This is a genomic window from Cryobacterium ruanii (genome assembly GCF_004404055.1).
Classification (GTDB): Bacteria; Actinomycetota; Actinomycetes; order Actinomycetales; family Microbacteriaceae; genus Cryobacterium; species Cryobacterium ruanii.
Map to the genome: position 1 here is coordinate 44,084 of NZ_SOHK01000014.1, position 19,051 is coordinate 63,134.

18 protein-coding genes are annotated in these 19,051 nt (G+C 64.5%); 8 read left to right on the forward strand and 10 right to left on the reverse strand.

Annotated features, from left to right (window positions below):
• Window positions 1-458 precede the first annotated feature (458 nt).
• The 10 genes from E3T47_RS08805 to E3T47_RS08850 all read right to left on the reverse strand — a co-directional run bounded on the left by E3T47_RS08805 (window position 459) and on the right by E3T47_RS08850 (window position 9,531).
• Window positions 459-1,190, reverse strand: a complete 732-nt coding sequence (locus E3T47_RS08805) for an HAD family hydrolase (protein ID WP_134555715.1) — start codon at window positions 1,188-1,190, stop codon at window positions 459-461.
• 101 nt (window positions 1,191-1,291) lie between these two features.
• A complete protein-coding gene (locus tag E3T47_RS08810) occupies window positions 1,292-1,750 on the reverse strand; it encodes a GNAT family N-acetyltransferase (protein WP_134555716.1) in 459 nt (152 codons plus the stop codon).
• Window positions 1,750-2,754 carry a tryptophan--tRNA ligase gene (gene trpS, locus E3T47_RS08815; protein ID WP_134555717.1) on the reverse strand — a complete coding sequence of 335 codons (1,005 nt, stop codon included), beginning with the start codon at window positions 2,752-2,754 and terminating at the stop codon, window positions 1,750-1,752. The genes E3T47_RS08810 and trpS overlap by 1 nt, the downstream gene beginning before the upstream one ends.
• Window positions 2,751-3,608, reverse strand: a complete 858-nt coding sequence (locus E3T47_RS08820; RefSeq protein ID WP_134555718.1) for an exodeoxyribonuclease III — start codon at window positions 3,606-3,608, stop codon at window positions 2,751-2,753. The genes trpS and E3T47_RS08820 overlap by 4 nt, the downstream gene beginning before the upstream one ends.
• 13 nt (window positions 3,609-3,621) lie before the next feature.
• Window positions 3,622-4,692 (reverse strand): YihY/virulence factor BrkB family protein, encoded by a 1,071-nt coding sequence (locus E3T47_RS08825; RefSeq protein WP_134555719.1) that lies wholly within the window; start codon window positions 4,690-4,692, stop codon window positions 3,622-3,624.
• A 72-nt stretch (window positions 4,693-4,764) separates the two neighbouring features.
• The gene (locus tag E3T47_RS08830) at window positions 4,765-5,526 is read right to left on the reverse strand and encodes a succinate dehydrogenase iron-sulfur subunit (RefSeq protein ID WP_134555720.1); all 762 of its coding nucleotides are present in this window, start codon (window positions 5,524-5,526) and stop codon (window positions 4,765-4,767) included.
• Window positions 5,526-7,352, reverse strand: a complete 1,827-nt coding sequence (gene sdhA / locus E3T47_RS08835; protein WP_134555721.1) for a succinate dehydrogenase flavoprotein subunit — start codon at window positions 7,350-7,352, stop codon at window positions 5,526-5,528. The genes E3T47_RS08830 and sdhA overlap by 1 nt, the downstream gene beginning before the upstream one ends.
• Window positions 7,353-7,369: 17 nt before the next feature.
• A complete protein-coding gene (locus E3T47_RS08840; protein ID WP_134555722.1) occupies window positions 7,370-7,822 on the reverse strand; it encodes a succinate dehydrogenase hydrophobic membrane anchor subunit in 453 nt (150 codons plus the stop codon).
• A 12-nt stretch (window positions 7,823-7,834) separates the two neighbouring features.
• On the reverse strand, window positions 7,835-8,248 hold the full coding sequence (gene sdhC / locus E3T47_RS08845) for a succinate dehydrogenase, cytochrome b556 subunit (RefSeq protein WP_134460461.1): 414 nt from the start codon (window positions 8,246-8,248) through the stop codon (window positions 7,835-7,837).
• A 110-nt stretch (window positions 8,249-8,358) separates the two neighbouring features.
• Window positions 8,359-9,531: a glycosyltransferase family 4 protein gene (locus E3T47_RS08850; RefSeq protein ID WP_134555723.1), complete on the reverse strand. Its 1,173-nt coding sequence runs from the start codon at window positions 9,529-9,531 to the stop codon at window positions 8,359-8,361.
• 94 nt (window positions 9,532-9,625) lie between these two features.
• Here E3T47_RS08850 and E3T47_RS08855 point away from each other — a divergent pair, with 94 nt between their 5' ends.
• The 8 genes from E3T47_RS08855 to E3T47_RS08890 all read left to right on the forward strand — a co-directional run bounded on the left by E3T47_RS08855 (window position 9,626) and on the right by E3T47_RS08890 (window position 18,996).
• Window positions 9,626-10,747, forward strand: a complete 1,122-nt coding sequence (locus E3T47_RS08855; protein WP_134555724.1) for a mannose-1-phosphate guanylyltransferase — start codon at window positions 9,626-9,628, stop codon at window positions 10,745-10,747.
• 42 nt (window positions 10,748-10,789) lie between these two features.
• Entirely contained in the window at window positions 10,790-11,848 is a 1,059-nt protein-coding gene (locus E3T47_RS08860) for a BMP family lipoprotein (protein WP_134555725.1), read from the forward strand.
• A 142-nt stretch (window positions 11,849-11,990) separates the two neighbouring features.
• A complete protein-coding gene (locus E3T47_RS08865) occupies window positions 11,991-13,097 on the forward strand; it encodes a BMP family lipoprotein (protein WP_134555726.1) in 1,107 nt (368 codons plus the stop codon).
• Between the two features lie 97 nt (window positions 13,098-13,194).
• Window positions 13,195-14,715: an ABC transporter ATP-binding protein gene (locus tag E3T47_RS08870; RefSeq protein ID WP_134555727.1), complete on the forward strand. Its 1,521-nt coding sequence runs from the start codon at window positions 13,195-13,197 to the stop codon at window positions 14,713-14,715.
• On the forward strand, window positions 14,712-15,977 hold the full coding sequence (locus tag E3T47_RS08875) for an ABC transporter permease (RefSeq protein WP_241982110.1): 1,266 nt from the start codon (window positions 14,712-14,714) through the stop codon (window positions 15,975-15,977). Before E3T47_RS08870 ends, E3T47_RS08875 begins: the two co-directional genes overlap by 4 nt.
• Window positions 15,974-17,272, forward strand: a complete 1,299-nt coding sequence (locus tag E3T47_RS08880) for an ABC transporter permease (protein ID WP_134555728.1) — start codon at window positions 15,974-15,976, stop codon at window positions 17,270-17,272. The genes E3T47_RS08875 and E3T47_RS08880 overlap by 4 nt, the downstream gene beginning before the upstream one ends.
• Window positions 17,269-17,679 carry a cytidine deaminase gene (locus E3T47_RS08885; protein WP_134555729.1) on the forward strand — a complete coding sequence of 137 codons (411 nt, stop codon included), beginning with the start codon at window positions 17,269-17,271 and terminating at the stop codon, window positions 17,677-17,679. The genes E3T47_RS08880 and E3T47_RS08885 overlap by 4 nt, the downstream gene beginning before the upstream one ends.
• 12 nt (window positions 17,680-17,691) lie before the next feature.
• Window positions 17,692-18,996: a thymidine phosphorylase gene (locus E3T47_RS08890; RefSeq protein WP_134555730.1), complete on the forward strand. Its 1,305-nt coding sequence runs from the start codon at window positions 17,692-17,694 to the stop codon at window positions 18,994-18,996.
• Window positions 18,997-19,051 lie beyond the last annotated feature (55 nt).

Consider the following 19,051-nt stretch of genomic DNA (forward strand, 5'->3'; position numbering starts at 1 on the left):
TAGCTCCTGCAATCTGCTGTCCCGTTGCGGCTGACCTGCGTGATTCCGCGCCAATTTCTGCGGCGTGTCAGAAATTGCAGGAGTTATGTGGCACGAGGGTTGTACACAGGGCCGCAAGTTATTCCACAGACTCGTCGAAGACCGATCGCATCGCCCGAAGAATGACGACGATCGGCGACATGACTACCTTTCTGAACTTTCTTTCTCGCGAGTGCCGGAGAATCAGCCGCCAGGACCTGCCGGACGGCGGACTGCGACCGAAACACATCACGGCGGCCGTGCACAGCAGTGCACTCATCCAAGCGCGACGCGACCATTATGCTCTTCCCGGAACCGACCGACACACGCTTGAAGTGGTGTGAGTGGGCGACCGCGAAGCCTGCGGCTCAGCGGAACGCGAGACTGGATTCTTTGCCTCCGATTCGCAGTTCACACCCCTGCGCATTCCGCAGATGTCCTTATGGCTGCCAACATAATTCAACGGGTAGCTCGGCGAGAGTCTCGATCCGGAGAATACCGAGGCGCGAGGCGTCGACTGCGTCAGTGGGAGAGATCGGGGCAGCGGATGCCGCGGCTCGGTCCAGCCAGACCCCCGTTAGCCCCGCAGTGGCCGCGCCCACAGCGTCCGTGCGAAGCCGATCGCCGACATACACCGCTTCCTCCACAGGCACGTCGAACAGCGCGCAGGCGTGCTGGAAGATGCGGGCATCGGGCTTGGCGAAGCCGAGAGCACCAGAGGTGACGACATGTTCAAACCGTTGGGTCAGCCCGACCCGCCGAATCTTCTCGCCCTGAAAAACCGGGTCGCCGTTCGTGATGAGGCCAAAGTGCACCCCGGGCAAAAGCTTCGTGAGCGCATCGAGGCAGGGGAGCGCGTCGTCGTGCAGCCGCCAACTGGCCCGATAGCTCAGGAAGTAGTCGTCGAACCAGGAGTCAGCCTCGGCGTCAGTCAGGGAAATGTGGAACGATGCCGCGAAATCCTGGGCCCGGGCGCGCCGCTGTCCGGCAAAGTCCAGAGCGCCTGCGAGGTAGGAGTGGTAGTGCTCCTCCTCGAGCGCGTCCCAGAGCACGGTCGCGGCCGTGCGGTCGCCGGTCGCGAATGCGCCGCCCAGCCGGTCGAGATGGAGCAGGATGCCCGCCGCGACCGCCCCTCGGTGCTCGAACAGGGTGTCGTCAAGGTCGAACAGCATCAGACGAGGCGGAGTATCTCGTCGGCGAGAGTGCAAAAAGTGCCCGTATGACGGGTCCAATCGGGCACTTTTTGCGCTCTCACGGCCAGGCACAGGCACAGTCACGCGGCCCGCGCCGACGCGACATTGCCCACGCGGCCCTCCCCGTGCGGCACATCGATGATTCCCTCCGCGAACGCCCAATCGGCGTCGCGGCGTTGAGCTTCGGGTATGAGCCCGCGGCCCCGGTGCGTGGCGCCCAGCCAAAAACCGATCGACCCCACGCTGTGAACGGATGCGTCGGCCGCCACGGATTCCCCAGTCAAGCGCAGCCCAATCACGCCGACCAGCTCCGCAGCCGAAAGCTCGCGTACCGCCCAGGTGTATTCCCGATCCGACACCCAACCGGCGGGAACATACTCGCCGAGGAATTCTTCGGCGTGCTCAGAGCGATAGGGCCACGGATTGGTCAGGTAGCGCTCGAAAACCGGGTCCTGGCAGTACTCGAAGACCCGGTCGGCGTCGCCAGCGACAGCCTCATCGAGCACCACCAAAGAAGACGAGAGGGGCAACGGACGCATCAGCGGCGGGGGAGGAAGCCCACGCGGTCGTAGACAGTGGCTAGAGTCTCGTTCGCCACGTCAGAAGCCGAAGCGGCGTTCTGCGCGAGTACCCGGTCGAGCTCGGCCGGATCATCGAGCAGTTCGGCGACACGATCACGGATCGGGTCGAAGGTGCTAAGGACAACCTCGACGAGCCCCTTCTTCAGGTCACCGTAGCCACGCCCGGCATACTCGTTCTCGAGCGATTCGATCGACCGAGACGCCAGTACGGAATAAATGGTGAGCAGATTGGCCACGCCGGGCTTGTTCTCGCGGTCGAAGACCACGCCGCCGTCGGCATCCGTCACCGCTCGCATGATCTTCTTCTTCGTCACCCCCGGCTCATCGAGCAACCAGATGATGCCCGCGTGCGACTCGGCCGACTTCGACATCTTCGAGGTGGGGTTCTGCAGGTCGTAGATCTTCGCGGTCTCCTTCACGATGGCCACCTCGGGAATCGTGAAGGTATCGCCGAACCGCGAGTTGAAACGCAGCGCGAGGTCACGGGTGAGCTCCACGTGCTGGCGCTGGTCCTCCCCGACCGGCACCACCTCGGTCTGATACAGCAGAATATCGGCGGCCATGAGCGTCGGGTAGGCGAACAGGCCCACCGTCGTCGCGTCGGCGCCGTGCCGCGCGGATTTGTCCTTGAACTGGGTCATGCGGCTGGCCTCGCCGAACCCGGTGATGGTGTTGAGCACCCAGGCCAGCTGGGCGTGCGCGGCGACGTGCGATTGCACGTACAGGGTCGACGCCGACGGGTCGATGCCGGCCGCAATGTACTGCGCGGCCGTGCCGCGGGTATTCTCGCGCAGCTTCGCCGGCTCCTGCGCCACGGTGATCGCGTGCAGGTCCACGATGGAGAAGAACGCGTCGTGCGTCTGCTGCAGCGACTTCCAGTTGAGCAGCGCACCGATGTAATTGCCGATCTGCAGGGACTCGGCCGAGGGCTGCATGCCCGAATACAGGCGGGGTTTGGTCATGAGTGAGCTTCTTTCGAAAGGTCATAATCGACGACGACGGGGGAGTGGTCGCTCCAACGTTGGTCGTACGCCGCTGCCCGGTCGACTGCATAATTCACAACGGACGCCGCCAGCTGCGGGCTGGCCAGATGGTAGTCCAGTCGCCACCCGGTGTCGGTATCGAAAGCCTTTCCGCGCTGGGACCACCACGTGTACGGTCCCTCGACCTCTCCGGCCCACTTTCTTCCGACATCCACCCACCCGAGTCCGGCACCCGCGTTGTAGCGTTCGTCGCCTTCGCCGCCGAGGATACGGTCGAAATACTCACGCTCCTCCGGCAGGAAACCCGCGTGCTTCTTGTTGCCGCGCCAGTTCTTGATATCGAGTGTGCGGTGCCCGACGTTCAGATCGCCGAGCACAAGGGTGAGTGGGCTGTACGCGGTCAGCTCGGGCAGCCGTGCGATCATGGCGTCCAAAAACTTATACTTCTCGACCTGCTTGGGGGTGTCGGTCTCGCCGGAGTGCACGTAGGTGCTCACGACGGTGATGATGCGGCCGTTAACCTCATAATCGGCCTCGAGCCAGCGGCCGGCGCTGTCGAACTCCTCGGCGCCGAGAGCAACGCGATGAATGGATGCCCCGGCACGACTCGCGAGGGCAACCCCGGCCCGACCCTTGGCGGTGGCAGGGTCGTGCAGAATGTTCCAGTCCGGCCCGAGCAGCCCTTTGAGGTCTTCGGTGGAGGCGCGCACCTCCTGGATAGCGAGGATGTCGACGTCGCGGGCATCCAGCCAGTCGCCCATCCCCTTGCGGTACGCGGCTCGCACCCCGTTCGTGTTGATGCTGGCAATGCGAAGGGGTTTGGCGGAAGACATGGGTCAAGTCTAGTTAGCGCGCGTGGGCCGCATCCGCGCGGGCATACTCCGCCACCCGGTCTTCGGCCGTGGCCAACCGCCGCCGGGCAGCCCAGCGCGCATACCAGGGCGACGCGTCGAGGTCGGCCCTCGCCGCGGCGAGCTCGGCCTGCGCGGTCAGCCGCAGGGCATCGTGCATCCGTTTCTCCTGGTTAGCGGCGGCCTCATCGGCGCTGAGCGATTGGGGCGGAATTCCCGCATCGTTCATGCCGACCGCGATCCAGGAGGCGGCGATCAGGGTCACGGTGCTGACCAGGTTGAACCAGACCAGCAGGCCGATTATGACGGCGAAGGTCGCGAGCAGTGGGTTGCGACTGGCGCCGCCGAGCAACGCGCCGCCGAGAATCTTCAGCACACCGAGGGCGACCCCGCCGAGCAACGCCCCGGCGAACAGGCGCCGCACCGGGATGCGCACGCGCGACAGCACTCGGAACAGGCCGGCGAGGGTGATCGTGTCGATGATGAGCACCACCGCGAGGCCGGTGCCGCGGGCCGAGGCCTCGTAGAAGAACGAGTCCTGGGGAATCTGGAACAAGCCGAACAGGCCACCCAGCAGTGCGGTGCTGGCGAGGGAGACGAGCGCCGACACGACCAGGGCGAGGCCGAACAGCAGCCCGAGGCCGAGCTCGCGCAGCTTGACCCAGACGAAGAACGTGGTCTGGGGAGGCATGCCGAAGACGGTGCGCACGGCCTGAGCGGTGGTCGACAGCCAGCCGAGGGCGGTCAGCAGCAGCCCGGCCAAGGCGATCGCGCCGGTCCAGGTGAGGATACCGGCGGTGGCGAGCACCGCAGGATCGATGATGCCTTCGGAGCCGATCAGCCCCGGAACGGACTGGTTGATGATCGCGTACAGGGCGTTCAACAGATCTTGGTTCGCGGTGAGGAATAGGCCGGCGATGGAGAACCCAACCCAAACGGCCGCGAAGATGGCGAAGATCGCCTGGTATGACATTCCACTTGCGAGGATGCTGCCGCCCACGTTGTTGAAGTGGTTCACGACCCGCACGGGGCGCCATGCGAGGATCCGTTCCACAAGCTCTTTCACCGTGCCAGCTTATTCGACCAAACAAAAACACCCCCGTCATATCGACGGGGGTGTTTTTCAGCAAACGGGCTGTTACGCCTTGCCACGCATAATGGCCTGCTTGACTTCGGCGATGGCCTGGGTCACCTGGATGCCGCGGGGGCAGGCATCCGTGCAGTTGAAGGTCGTGCGGCAACGCCACACGCCTTCCTTGTCGTTGAGAATGTCGAGGCGCACGGCCGCATTCTCATCGCGGGAATCGAAGATGAAACGGTGCGCGTTGACGATGGCAGCCGGACCGAAGTACTGGCCGTCGGTCCAGAACACCGGGCAGCTCGACGTGCAGGCGGCGCAAAGGATACATTTCGTCGTGTCGTCGAAGCGGGCACGCTGGGCAACGGTCTGCTGGCGTTCCTTGCCGTCGACCGGCTTGCTCTTGGCCATGAGAAAGGGCTGCACCGCTTTGAAGGAGTCGAAGAACGGCTCCATGTCGACGATGAGGTCCTTCTCGAGCGGCAGGCCCTTGATAGCTTCCACGTAGATGGGCTTCGTGACGTCGAGGTCTTTCATGAGCGTCTTGCAGGCCAGGCGGTTGCGACCGTTGATGCGCATGGCGTCCGAGCCGCAGATGCCGTGGGCGCAGGAGCGACGGAAGGTCAGCGAGCCGTCCTGCTCCCACTTGATCTTGTGCAGCGCATCGAGCACGCGGTCGGTCGGGTAGAGCTGCACATCGAAGTCCTGCCAGTGTGGCTCGTCGTCGACCTCCGGGTTGAAGCGGCGAATAATGAGCGTGACCGTGAAGGATTTGATCTCTTCGGGAACGACGGGCCTGTTGTCAATCGTGGCGGTACTCACTAGTACTTCCTCTCCATCGGCTGGTAACGGGTGATGACAACCGGTTTCCAGTCGAGCTTGATGTGGTCGGCGGCATCCGCGCTCATGGCATCACCCTTGAGGTACGCCATGGTGTGCTTGAGGTAGTTCTCGTCGTCGCGCACGAGATAGTCCTCGCGCTGGTGTCCACCGCGGCTTTCCTTGCGGTTGCGGGCAGAATAGACGACAACCTCGGCGAGGTCGAGCAGGAAGCCCAGTTCAACGGCTTCGAGCAGGTCGGTGTTGAACCGACGGCCTTTGTCTTGCACGCCGATGTTCTTGTAGCGCTGGCGCAGCAGGTGGATGGTCTCGGTAACTTCGGCGAGGGACTCGTCGGTGCGGAACACCTGAGCCTTCTTGTCCATTTCTTCCTGCAGGATCTTGCGCAGCACCGCGATGCGCTCGGTTCCGGTCGACGAGCGGATGCCTTCGAGCAGCTCGCGCACCTCCCGCGCCGGGTCCTCCGGCAGCGGTGTGAACGAGGCGGTCTTGACGTACTCGACCGCGTTGTTGCCGGCACGCTTGCCGAACACGTTGATGTCGAGCAGCGAGTTGGTGCCGAGGCGGTTCGAGCCGTGCACCGAGACGCAGGCGCATTCGCCGGCGGCATAGAGGCCCGGAACGACCTGCTCGTTGTTGCGCCAGACTTCGGCCTTCACGTTCGTCGGGATGCCGCCCATCGCGTAGTGCGCGGTAGGCATGACCGGAACCGGTTCGGTGACCGGGTCGACGCCGAGGTAAGTGCGGGCGAACTCGGTGATGTCGGGCAGCTTAGTCTCGAGCAATTCCTTGCCGAGGTGCGTGCAGTCCAGGTAGAGGTAGTCCTTGTCCGGACCGGCGCCGCGACCCTCAGCGACCTCCTTAAGCATGCAGCGCGAGACGATGTCACGCGGGGCGAGGTCCTTGATGGTCGGCGCGTAGCGTTCCATGAAACGCTCACCCGAGGCGTTCCGCAGGATCGCTCCCTCGCCGCGAGCGCCCTCGGTCAAGAGGATGCCCAGCCCGGCCAGGCCGGTCGGGTGGAACTGGAAGAACTCCATGTCCTCGAGCGGCAGTCCCTTGCGCCAGACGATGCCGACGCCGTCACCGGTGAGGGTGTGGGCGTTCGAGGTGGTCTTGTAGATCTTGCCGAAGCCACCGGTGGCGAAGATGAACGCCTTGCCCTGGAACACGTGCAGTTCGCCGCTCGACAGGTCGAGGGCGACCACAGCGGACGGCTGGTCGACACCGTCGACGTTGGTCATGACGAGGTCGAGCACGTAGTACTCGTTAAAGAAGTTGATGCCGCGCTTGACGCAGTTCTGATACAGCGTCTGCAGGATCATGTGGCCGGTGCGGTCGGCGGCGTAGCAGGCACGACGCACCGGGCTCTTACCGTGGTCGCGGGTGTGGCCGCCGAAACGACGCTGATCGATCTTGCCCTCTGGCGTGCGGTTGAACGGCAGGCCCATGTTCTCGAGGTCGATGACCGCGTCGATGGCTTCTTTGGCCAGAATCTCGGCGGCGTCCTGGTCGACCAGGTAGTCGCCACCCTTGATCGTGTCGAAGGTATGCCACTCCCAGTTGTCTTCCTCGACGTTGGCGAGGGCGGCAGCCATGCCGCCTTGCGCAGCACCGGTGTGCGAACGCGTCGGGTAGAGCTTGGAGATGACGGCCGTGCTGGCGTGTGGGCCTGCTTCGATGGCTGCCCTCATGCCGGCCCCACCCGCTCCCACAATGACGATGTCGTGCTGGTGGTAGTGCACGCCGTCCACGACGGTGGACTCCGGAGCCGCATTTGGGCCGGCGGGTGTGGTGGAAGAAGTCATATTTGTGAGTGCAGCTCCTAGAGGGACTTACAGAACGAGGCCACGAGGTCGGCGGGCGCACCGGCGGGGCAGGGATCAAAAGTAAACACCACGAGGGTTCCGAGCGTGATCAACGAGACAACGCTGACCAGGATCGCGACCTTCAGGATGCCGCGGCTGATCCGCGAGGTGGCGTAGTCGTTGACCAGGGTGCGCATGCCGTTGCCGCCGTGAATCAGGGCGAGCCAGAGCATCATGATGTCCCAGACCATCCAAAATGGGTCGGTGAACTTGCCGGCGACGAACGCGAAGTTCAGGGCGCTGACTCCCTCGCCGGTCATGAGGTTGACGAACAAGTGGCCGAAGATGAGCACGATCAGCACCACGCCGGAGACGCGCATGTAGATCCAGCCCCACTTTTCCCAGTTGACACCGCTTTTCTTTGCGCTGCGGGAGTCCGGGCTGCGGGGAGCTTCGATTGTTGAAGTCATGTCTGTCGACCCCTAGTGGCTGAACACGTTGATGAGGTGGCGCGGTACGAAGGCGAGCATGGTGACGACCCACAGGCCGATGACGACGTAGAACAGCACCCGCTGGTACTTGGCGTTCCAGAAGTCGATCAGGATGATGCGCAGTCCGTTGAAGGCGTGGAATACGATGGCACCGACGAGGGCGACCTCACCGAGCCCCATGATCGGCGTCTGGTACTGCGCGATAACCGCGTTGTACGCTTCGGGACTGACCCGTACGAGTGCCGTGTCGAGAATGTGAACGAGCAGAAAAAAGAAAATCGCGACGCCGGTGATGCGGTGCAATACCCACGACCACATGCCCGTGTTACCCCTATACAGGGTGCCGGCGGGGCGACGTGACGTCGTCTTCTGCTGAGAATCTAGGGTTCCTGCCGTCTGTGGCATGAACTACCCTCCCTGGCTGAATAGTGGCTCTTTTATGAGACCGAGAGTGCGCTATAAGCGCATGCGTTTATTCTACAAGCGCTCCGCCCACTCGTGCCGGTTAGGGTCTCCTAACGTTGCATTGAGGGTGGCACCTGCGTGTTGGCGCGCACCGCAAGTCGCTCGTCTATGGCCTGTTCGTAGTACTCGACCAGCTCGGCGCAGACCGTTGGCCAGGAGCGACCAAGCACCGCGCGACGCCCGGCTTCACCCATCCGCGCACGCAGCATCGGATCACGCACGAGCTGGCCCACCCAGTGCTTCAGATCACGGTCGTCGTCGGGTCGAAAGAGGTAGCCGTTCTCGCCGTGCGCCACGAGGTCGATTGGACCGCCCGCGTGCGGCGCCACTACGGGTAGCCCTGCGGCGTGCGCCTCCTGGATGGTTTGCCCAAACGTCTCCTCGGTGCCCGCGTGCACGAACACGTCGAAACTCGCGTAGGCGATGGCGAGTTCCGCCCCCGAGAGTCGGCCCAGCCAGGTGACCGGCATGCCGGCCAGCGCGCGTCTAATAGAAGGTATGCTCGGCCCCTCGCCGACGAGCGCGAAACGGATGCCCGGCACCCCGCGCAGTGCCCGCAGTCGCTCCACCTGCTTCTCCGGAGCCATGCGACCGACGTACCCGACGATGACGTCGCGCGCTGCGCCATCGAGGGGCGTCGGCGCGATCCGTTCCCGGAGCGCAGCGACGGCTGGATCGTTCCTCACATTCGGGTGAAAACCGGTGAGGTCGACGCCGCGGGTCCACAGGGCGAGCCGGGGTACGCCGAGCCGCAGCAGGGCGGCCATCGACGACGAGGACGGAACCAGGGTGCGGGTAGCTCCCTCATGCACCCATTTCACGAATCGCCAGGCCAGCGCAGTGGCGGGGCCAAGGTGGTTTCGGTGAGCGTAGCCGGCGACATCCGTTTGAAAGATTGCGACCGAGGGTATGTCCAGCCGATTGGCTGCGCTGATTCCCTGCGCGCCGAGCAGGAACGGCGAGGCGGCATGCAGCACGTCGGGGCGAAAGTCGGCGAGTAGCTTCTGCACCAGCGGGCTCGGCATGCCGACCGGGAATTCGCGGTAGTTGACGGCGGAGACGGTGTACACCGGGAATCCGGCGTATTCCGTCGGGGCGCCGGAGGGGGCGATGACCATGGCCTCATGTCCGGTGGCGGCCAGGTGCTCGAGCACCTTGCAGACGCTCGTCGTCACCCCGCTGATGGTGGGAAGAAAACTTTCGCTGATGACTGCGATCCGCATGATTCGAGGCTAAGCAGCGGCCATTACCGCCGGGTGACGGGCGCGTGAACAATCGTGTCCGGCTGTGGGCGGGACCGCCCGATAGTCTGGGCGAATGATTACGCCCAGTGAGCCCATCGACCGCCTGTACAGCGTGATCCCCGCCGGCGGCATTGGCTCCCGATTGTGGCCGCTGTCGCGAGCGGATGCCCCCAAATTTCTGCACGACCTCACCGGATCGGGCCACACCCTGCTGCGCGACACCTGGGATCGCCTCGTGCCGTTGTCGGGCGAGCAGCGCATCATGGTGGTCACCGGCCGTGCCCACCGCGCCGCGGTCGAGCAGCAGCTCCCCGAACTCACCGACCCTAACGTTGTGCTCGAGAGTGAACCGCGGGATTCCACCGCCGCGATCGGCCTCGCTGCCGCAATTCTGCAGCTGCGCGAACCCGGTGTGATCATCGGATCGTTCCCGGCCGATCAGGTCATCAAGGGCGACGCCCTGTTTCGTTCGGCGGTGACCGAGGCGGTCGCCGCGGCTGATGCCGGTTACATCGTCACCATCGGCATCCAGCCGACCGAGGCTGCCATAGGTTTCGGCTACATCAAGAGCGCTGCGGCGCTCGCCGTCGAGGGGGCCCCGACCGCCCTAGCCGTCGACTCCTTCGTGGAGAAGCCGAGCCCCGACGTTGCCGAGGAATACCTCGGCAACGGAAACTACCTCTGGAACGCCGGCATCTTCATTGCGCGCGCCGATCGTCTGCTGGCCGAGATCTCGGCGGCCGAGCCCGAGCTCTACGCCGGACTGATGAAGCTCGCCGAAGCGTGGGACACCCCGGCCCGCGGTGCCGTGGTAGATCAGGTGTGGCCGCGCCTGAAGAAGATCGCCATCGACTACTCGGTCGCCGAACCGGCCGCTGCCGCCGGCAAGCTCGTCGTGATTCCCGGCCAGTTCGACTGGGACGACGTGGGCGACTTCGCCTCGATCGCCAAACTGCACTCCGGCGGCCGCAAATCGAACCTCGCCATCCTCGGCGAGGGAGCCCGGGTGCTTGCCGACTCGTCGAGTGGCATCGTGGTCAGCCACACCGGCCGCATGATCGCATTGATCGGTGTCGAAGACATCGTCGTGATCGACACCCCCGACGCCCTGCTGGTCACCACGAGCGCGAACGCCCAGAAAGTGAAGGCCGTCGTCGACGCGCTCAAACTGTCGGGCTCCAGTGACGTGCTCTAACGCATGCGGCTAGAATTCCAATTCACGCTTAAGGGAGTGTTCATGCGTCGTTTGATCGCTGTTTCCGCAATCGCGGCATCCGCTCTGCTGGCCGGCTGCGCGCAGGCGCCCACACCCACCGCCACAACGGATGCGACGGCGCCAGACTATTGCGCCCGCATGGTCACGAATTCGGGCGGCCTCGACGATCGCTCCTTTAACCAGTCCAGCTGGGAGGGGTTGCAGGAGGCGGCCACGACGTACAACATCGACACCGACGCGATCGTATCGACGTCGGAGACCGATCTGGCACCCAACGTGAGCCAGGCCGTCGCCACCGGATGCCAGTTCGTGCTCACCGTCGGCTTCGAACTCGCCGACGCCACCCTCGCCGAAGCGACCGCCAACCCCGACGTGCACTTCGCGATCGTCGACGAGGTCGTCGACGCGCCGAACGTGAAACCGATCGTCTTCGATACCGCCCAGGCGTCGTTTCTGGCCGGATACCTCGCCGCCGGCGTGAGCAAAACGGGGATCGTGGCAACCTTCGGCGGCGGCAACCAGCCGCCGGTCACGCTGTTCATGGACGGTTTTGTCGACGGTGTCGCCATGTACAACGACAAGCACGACACGGCGGTTGAGGTGCTCGGCTGGAACAAGGACGCCCAGGACGGCAGTTTCACCGGTGACTTCGAAGACGTCAACAAGGGCAAGGCCCTGGCCCAGTCCTTCATCGACCAGGGCGCCGACATCATTCTGCCGGTGGCCGGGCAGGTCGGGCAGGGTGCGGCCGCTGCCGCGATCGAGACGCCGGGGGTTTCGATCATCTGGGTCGACAACGACGGCTATGTCACGCTGCCCACCCAGTTTCAGTCGGTCGTGCTCACCAGCGTGCTGAAGAACACCTCGGCCGCGGTCGTGGAGACCATCGGAGCTGACCTCGACGGCACCTTCGACAACTCGGCGTTCGTGGGGACCCTGAAAAATGGCGGCGTTGAGATTGCCGACTTTCACGACCAGGCCGCCCTTGTTTCGCCCGAACTCGTGGATGAACTCGACCAGATTCGAGCCGCTATTGTAGCTGGGATCATTGCCGTGGAAGGCCCCAGCACACCCCAGTAAGGGGAAAATTGTCCCCGCAATGTCGCGGCTTGGTAACGACTCGGTCGCACACCCATATTGCTCATCTGCGCAGTCGCACATTCGGTAACGTGGAGCGCACCACGCCCGTGCGATCTCGCTGGGCAGCACCCTGGAGGTCCTCTTGACAATTTCGACCCGTAAGACCGTACTTGCCGGTCTTGCAATGTTCGGCACAGTGGCGATGCTCGCGGCCTGTGCCCAGGCGCCCGCTACGACCGACGACACCAACTCCGCCGCCGCGAGCGACTTTCTGCCCTGCATGGTCTCGGACGAGGGTGGATTCGACGACAAGTCCTTCAACCAGCTCGGTTTCGAGGGACTTACCGAGGCTTCAGAGACCCTCGGCGTCAAGCCGATCACGGTCGAGTCCGCCACCGAAACCGACTACCAGTCGAACGTGCAGAACCTCGTGGATCAGGGTTGCAACCTGATCGTGACCGTCGGTTTCAACCTCGCTGCCGCAACCGTGGAGTCGGCCCTGGCCAACCCCGAGGTCAACTACGCGATCATCGACGACACTGCCGACCTGGACTTCAACGGTGAGATCGACGCTCCGAACATCAAGCCCATCGTTTTCGACACCGCCCCGGCTGCCTTCCTGGCGGGCTACGCGGCCGCCGGCTACAGCAAGACCGGCGTTGTCGGTACCTATGGCGGACTGCAGATCCCGCCGGTCACCATCTTCATGGACGGCTTCGCTGACGGTGTCGCCTACTACAACGAGAAGAACGGCACCACCGTTCAGACCGTTGGCTGGGATGTCGCCTCCCAGACCGGTTCCTTCACCGGTGGCTTCGCCGCCGGAGTCGACTCGCTCGCCAAGGCCCAGGGCCTGATCGACCAGAACGCCGACGTGCTCCTGCCCGTGGGCGGCCCGATCTTCCTGAGCGCGATTGAGGCCATCAAGAGCTCGGGCAAGGACATCGCCATGATCGGCGTGGACGCCGACCTCTACGAGACCTACCCCGACGGTGCTGACCTGTTCCTGACCAGCATTCTCAAGGGCATGAAGGTCGGCGTGGCCGAGGTGGTGGCCGGCGCTGGCGCCGATGACTTCGACGCCACCCCGTTCGTCGGAACCCTGGACAACGATGGCGTGGGCGTTGCTCCGTTCCACGACTTCGAGTCCAAAGTTGCCGCGACCATGGCTGACGAGCTCGACGCCATCAAGGCCGGCATCATCGACGGTTCGATCACTGTCGAATCGCCCGCCTCGCCCAAGCAGTAATACGCTGTAGTGACCTGGGGAGGCCGGATCGCCGGCCTCCCCATTTCATTTCCCCGTGCAGTGATCCCGCTGGCGCTACCCCCAGAATTCAGGATGAATGAAGCTCGAACTTCGCGGCATCACGAAGCGCTTCGGTGCGCTGGTCGCCAACAACAACATTTCCCTCACCGTAGAGTCGGGTGAAATTCACGCCCTGCTGGGCGAGAATGGCGCTGGCAAGTCCACCCTGATGAATGTGCTGTACGGCCTGTATATCGCCGAAGAGGGCGAGATCCTGCTCGACGACAAGGTACAGCAATTTGCCGGGCCGGGCGACGCCATGAACGCGGGTATCGGCATGGTGCACCAGCACTTCATGCTCGTTCCCGTGTTCACCGTCGCCGAGAACGTCGTGCTCGGCCACGAACAAACCACCTTCGGCGGTCGTCTCGATCTCAGCGCGGCCCGGGCCAAGGTACGAGAGATTTCTGACCGGTTCGGTTTCGACATCGACCCCGACGCACTCATCGAGGACCTGCCGGTCGGTGTGCAGCAGCGTGTGGAGATCATCAAGGCGCTCTCGCAGGATGCGAAGGTGCTGGTGTTCGACGAACCCACCGCCGTGCTCACACCGCAGGAGACCGACGAGCTCATGACCATCATGCGCCAGCTCGCTGCGTCGGGTACCTCGATCGTGTTCATCACCCACAAACTGCGGGAGGTGCGCGCCGTCGCGGACCGCATCACGGTCATCCGTTTGGGAACCGTGGTCGGTGAGGCCTCTCCGACGGCGACGAATGCCGAGCTTGCCTCGCTCATGGTCGGCCGCGCCGTCGAACTGACGGTGCACAAGAATGCACCCGAATTGCGCGGAACCGCGCTGTCGGTGAAGAACCTCTCGGTGATCGACGTTCGAAACCAGATCGTCGTCAACAACGTCAGCTTCGACGTGCAGGCCGGTGAAGTGCTGGCCATCGCCGGTGTGCAGGGCAACGGCCAGACCGAACTCACCGAGGCACTGCTCGGCCTGCAGCAGCACGTCACGGGGTCGATCGAACTCGATGGCAAACCGCTGCGCGGGTACAGCGTGCGGCACATTCTCGATTCCGGCGTCGGATTCGTGCCCGAGGACCGCACTGAAGACGGCCTCATCGCCGACTTCAGCATCGCCGAGAACCTCATGCTCGACCGCAGCTCCGGGGCACCGTTCGTGAAGGCCGGAAACCTGCAGCTGGCTTTCCGGGCCAAATTTGCCGCGGAGAAGATCACCGAGTTCGACATTCGCTCGCAGGGCAGCGAGATGGAAGCCGGCCGGCTTTCCGGTGGCAACCAGCAGAAGGTCGTGCTCGCGCGGGAACTGAGCCGCAACCTGCGCCTGTTCGTGGCGGCGCAGCCGACCCGTGGGCTCGATGTGGGTTCAATCGAATTCGTGCACACCCGCATCATTGAAACCAGGGACTCCGGCATCCCGGTCATTGTCGTTTCCACTGAGCTCGACGAGGTCGTCGCGCTCGCCGACCGCATCGCGGTGATGTATCGAGGAGAAATCGTGGGTATCGTTCCCGGCAGCACCCCCCGGGCCACACTCGGCCTTATGATGGCCGGCGAACACGCTCCGGTAGCGGAGGCCGCACTGTGAGCGGCCGAACAGTCACCACGCCGGCGCCGGTTCCGGGCGCCGTCAAGAAGGACGGCTCCGAACGGTGGTCCCAGGCCCTGCGTGACATCACCGGCGGCAGCGCCATGATCTCCGTGTTAGCGGTGCTGCTCGCCCTCGTGGTCGGCGCGGTGCTGATCGCGTTCACCACCGACCGGGTGCAGGAAACCGCCGGATACTTCTTCTCCCGGCCGACCGACCTGATCGGGGCCGTTTGGGAGGCCGTGGCTGGTGCTTACTCGGCGCTGTTCCAGGGCTCCGTCTACAACTTTCGTGCTCCGAGCTTCTTCAATGCCATTCGCCCCCTGACGGAGACCCTCACCTTTGCCACGCCGCTGATCGCTGCCGGTCTCGGCGTGGGCCTTGCATTCCGGGTCGGCATGTTCAATATCGGTGGCCGCGGGCAGATGCTCATCGCCGCCGGCGCCGCTGGCTGGGTCGCGTTTGCGGTGGAGCTGCCCGCCGGCATCCACTTGATTGTCGCGATTCTGGCCGGTCTGCTCGGCGGGGCGATCTGGGGTGGAATCGTCGGCCTGCTCAAGGCTCGCACCGGAGCCCACGAGGTGATCGTCACGATCATGCTGAACTTTGTGGCCCTGTACCTGATTCAGTTTCTGCTGCGCACCCCTGGCGCCCTGCAAGCTCCTGGCAGCAACAACCCGAAGACACCGGCCATGGCGGCAACCGCGGTGTTCCCCGACCTGTTCGGCCCGCGCTACAACCTGCACGCCGGCTTTCTCACCGTCATCGCGGCCACGATCTTCGTGTGGTGGCTGCTCAGCCGGTCCAACCTCGGCTTTCAGTTTCGCGCCGTCGGGCAGAACCCCAGCGCGGCTCGGGTCGCCGGCATCAACGTGAAAAACGTGTACCTGTACGCCATGGCCATCTCGGGTGCGCTTGTGGGCCTCGCCGGCATCAACCAGGTGCTCGGCACGGTGACCACCGGGTTCGGGGCCGGCATTGACGCCGGCATCGGGTTCGACGCTATCACCGTTGCCCTGCTCGGTCGTTCTAGACCGTGGGGTATCTTCGCCGCCGGCATTCTCTTCGGTGCTTTCAAGGCCGGCGGGTTCGCCATGCAGGCTGCTGAGGGGGTGCCGATCGATATCGTCGTGGTCGTGCAGGCGCTCATCGTGCTGTTCATCGCAGCCCCACCGCTGGTGCGGGCCATCTTCCACCTGCCGACACCGGGCACCACCAGAAAACCCAGAATTCGCAAGATCAACGAGGTGGTGGCGAAATGAGTACGATCACGCAAGATATCGCTCCGCTGCCGTCTTCGGCCCCGATCGTCAAGCTGACGGCGCAGGTTCGCAGCTGGAAGATTCCGATCACGTTCAGCGGCTTTGCCATCGCCTCATTGCTCCTGTTTGTCGGGCTCGGACGCGGGCAGCGCGGTGAGCTCAGCACCTTCCGCCTGTCGGAGACGCGTGACGTTATCCAACTGCCCGAGGTTGCCCTGCCGACCTTCGTGACCGGGGTACTGGTCGCCATCGTGCTCGTGCTCATGGCGGTGTCGTCGGCCTGGCTGGTCTATCGCCACCGCAAGATTCCGATCGTGTTGACCATCATGTTCGCATTGCTGTTTCTGATCGGCTTTCTGGCCTGGGCGGCGTCCGGCTCGACCATTCCGGTGCCCGGCCTGCTGATCGGCACCGTTACCCTCAGTGCCCCGCTCATTTTCGGCGCCCTCGGCGGCGTGCTGTCCGAACGCGCCGGCGTCGTGAACGTAGCCATCGAGGCGCAGCTGCTCGCCGGGGCTTTCAGCTCCGCCGTTGTAGCCTCTGCCACGGGCAACCCCTACCTCGGCCTGCTCGCGGCTATGGTGGCCGGTGCACTCGTGTCGATGGTGCTGGCTGCCTTCGCACTCAAGTACCTCGTCGACCAGGTCATCGTCGGTGTCGTGCTGAACGTGCTCGTTATCGGGCTGACGAGCTTTCTCTATTCACAGGTGCTCGCCCCGAGTGCCAACCTCAACTCGCCGGACGTCTTTCCGCGGCTGAACATTCCGCTGCTCAGTGAAATCCCGATCATCGGACCGGTGCTGTTTCGCCAGACCATCATCGTGTACGTCATGTACGTCGCTGTCGCCCTGGTGTTCTTCGGCCTGTTTCGCACCAAGTGGGGCCTGCGCGTGCGGGCCGTGGGTGAGCATCCGCAAGCCGCCGACACGGTCGGCATCAACGTCAACCGCACCCGATTCATTGCCGTCACCCTCGGCGGCGTCATCTCCGGATTCGGCGGGGCGTACTTCACTCTCGGCGCGGTCGGCGCGTTCAACAAGGAGATGACCAACGGCATGGGCTTCATCGCCCTCGCCGCGGTGATCTTCGGCCAGTGGCATCCGATCAAGGCCACCCTCGCGGCGCTGTTGTTCGGCTTCGCGACCAACCTTCAGAACGTGCTGGGCATCATCGGCTCGCCGGTACCAAGCGAATTCATGCTTATGCTGCCCTACGTCGTGACGATCTTCGCCGTTGCCGGGTTCGTCGGCCGCTCGCGGGCACCCGCCGCAGACGGAAAGCCGTACATCAAATGAGCATCGCTGTCGATTGGGCTGCACTGCGCTCGCAGGCCCTCGCTGCCATGAAGACCGCCTACGTGCCGTACTCGAAGTTTCCGGTGGGCGTCGCGGCCCTTGTCGATGACGGGCGGGTGATCAGCGGATGCAACGTGGAGAACGCCTCCTATGGACTCACCCTCTGCGCGGAGTGCGGTCTGGTGTCCGCGCTTCATCGCAGCGGTGGCGGCCAGCTCGTCGCGTTCACCTGTGTCGACGGGAATGGCGGCGTCCTCATGCCGTGCGGTCGCTGCCGGCAGCTGCTCTACGAACACTCCGCGCCGGGCATGCTGATCGAAACCGTGTCGGGCGTCAAAACCATCGACGAGGTGCTGCCGGATGCTTTCGGGCCGCGGCAACTCGCCGACTACCACGCCACCAGCTAGGGAGAGTCGAAGGTGACCACCATCGAACCGTTTGACGCCGTCGACCTGATCCACACCAAGCGTGACCGCGGCGAGCTCAGCGGACCGCAGATCAACTGGCTGATCGACGCCTACACGCGTGGGTACGTCGGCGACGAGCAGATGGCCGCCATGACCATGGCGATCTTTCTGAACGGCATGACCCGCAGCGAGATTCGCTCGCTGACCATGGCGATGCTCGCCAGCGGCGAACGCATGAGCTTTGCGGGGCTAGGCAAGCCGACCACCGACAAGCACTCCACCGGTGGCGTCGGAGACAAGGTCACCCTGCCGCTCATGCCCCTCGTCGCTGTGTTCGGTGCGGCCGTGCCACAGCTCTCCGGTCGTGGCCTCGGCCACACCGGCGGCACCCTCGACAAGCTCGAGTCGATTCCGGGCTGGCGCGCCAACCTGAGCAACGCCGAGATGCTCAAGCAGTTGCAGGAGATCGGCGGGGTGGTCTGTGCCGCCGGAAGCGGCCTGGCCCCGGCCGACGGCAAGCTTTACGCCCTGCGCGACATCACCGGCACGGTCGAGGCGATACCGCTGATTGCATCGTCGATCATGTCGAAGAAGATCGCCGAGGGCACGAGCGCGCTCGTGCTCGATGTCAAGTTCGGCTCCGGCGCGTTCCTCAAGGACATTGAGCGGTCGCGGGAGTTGGCCCGCACGATGGTCGAGCTGGGCGAGGATGCCGGGGTCGCGACATCCGCTCTGCTGACCAACATGAACGTGCCGCTCGGATTCGCCATCGGCAACGCCAATGAGGTGCGCGAGTCGGTCGAGGTGCTCGCCGGCGGCGGGCCAGCCGACGTGGTGGAGCTGACCGTTGCACTGGCCGAGGAGATGCTGTCGCTCGCCGGTATTACCGGCGTCGACGTGGGCGCTGCGCTCACCGACGGCCGGGCCATGGACAAGTGGCGTGCCGTGATTCGGGCGCAGGGCGGCGACCCGGATGCCGCGTTGCCGGTTGCGCGCGAAACCCACGTCGTGCTCGCCGAGCGCAGCGGCGTGCTGGTCGAACAGCAGGCGCTGCCGTTCGGCATCGGCGCCTGGCGACTCGGTGCGGGGCGGGCGCGCAAACAGGACCCGGTGCAGCATGCCGCCGGAATCGACTTGCACGCCAAGCCCGGTGACACCGTCGTGCAGGGTCAGCCGCTGTTCACGCTGAGCGCCGACGAGCCCGAGCGGTTCGCGCGGGCGCTCGAAGCCGTCGCGGGCGCTTGGCGCATTGGCGACCCGGGGGAGCCCGTGCAGGATGGTGGACCGCTGATCGCGGAGCGCATCGGGAACCGCTAACGCGGCGCCCTCGCGCGCATCAGTGATGGCGCGAGATGCCAACTATGGCCGCAGG

Bases quoted from the DNA above. Each gene is read 5' to 3' on its own strand.
- E3T47_RS08860 (WP_134555725.1), top strand. From the start codon at position 10,790: ATGCGTCGTTTGATCGCTGTTTCCGCAATCGCGGCATCCGCTCTGCTG.
- sdhA (WP_134555721.1), bottom strand. From the start codon at position 7,352: ATGACTTCTTCCACCACACCCGCCGGCCCAAATGCGGCTCCGGAGTCC.
- sdhC (WP_134460461.1), bottom strand. From the start codon at position 8,248: ATGCCACAGACGGCAGGAACCCTAGATTCTCAGCAGAAGACGACGTCA.
- E3T47_RS08805 (WP_134555715.1), bottom strand. From the start codon at position 1,190: ATGCTGTTCGACCTTGACGACACCCTGTTCGAGCACCGAGGGGCGGTC.
- E3T47_RS08850 (WP_134555723.1), bottom strand. From the start codon at position 9,531: ATGCGGATCGCAGTCATCAGCGAAAGTTTTCTTCCCACCATCAGCGGG.
- E3T47_RS08820 (WP_134555718.1), bottom strand. From the start codon at position 3,608: ATGTCTTCCGCCAAACCCCTTCGCATTGCCAGCATCAACACGAACGGG.
- E3T47_RS08880 (WP_134555728.1), top strand. From the start codon at position 15,974: ATGAGTACGATCACGCAAGATATCGCTCCGCTGCCGTCTTCGGCCCCG.
- trpS (WP_134555717.1), bottom strand. From the start codon at position 2,754: ATGACCAAACCCCGCCTGTATTCGGGCATGCAGCCCTCGGCCGAGTCC.
- E3T47_RS08840 (WP_134555722.1), bottom strand. From the start codon at position 7,822: ATGACTTCAACAATCGAAGCTCCCCGCAGCCCGGACTCCCGCAGCGCA.
- E3T47_RS08870 (WP_134555727.1), top strand. From the start codon at position 13,195: ATGAAGCTCGAACTTCGCGGCATCACGAAGCGCTTCGGTGCGCTGGTC.
- E3T47_RS08885 (WP_134555729.1), top strand. From the start codon at position 17,269: ATGAGCATCGCTGTCGATTGGGCTGCACTGCGCTCGCAGGCCCTCGCT.
- E3T47_RS08855 (WP_134555724.1), top strand. From the start codon at position 9,626: ATGATTACGCCCAGTGAGCCCATCGACCGCCTGTACAGCGTGATCCCC.
- E3T47_RS08810 (WP_134555716.1), bottom strand. From the start codon at position 1,750: ATGCGTCCGTTGCCCCTCTCGTCTTCTTTGGTGGTGCTCGATGAGGCT.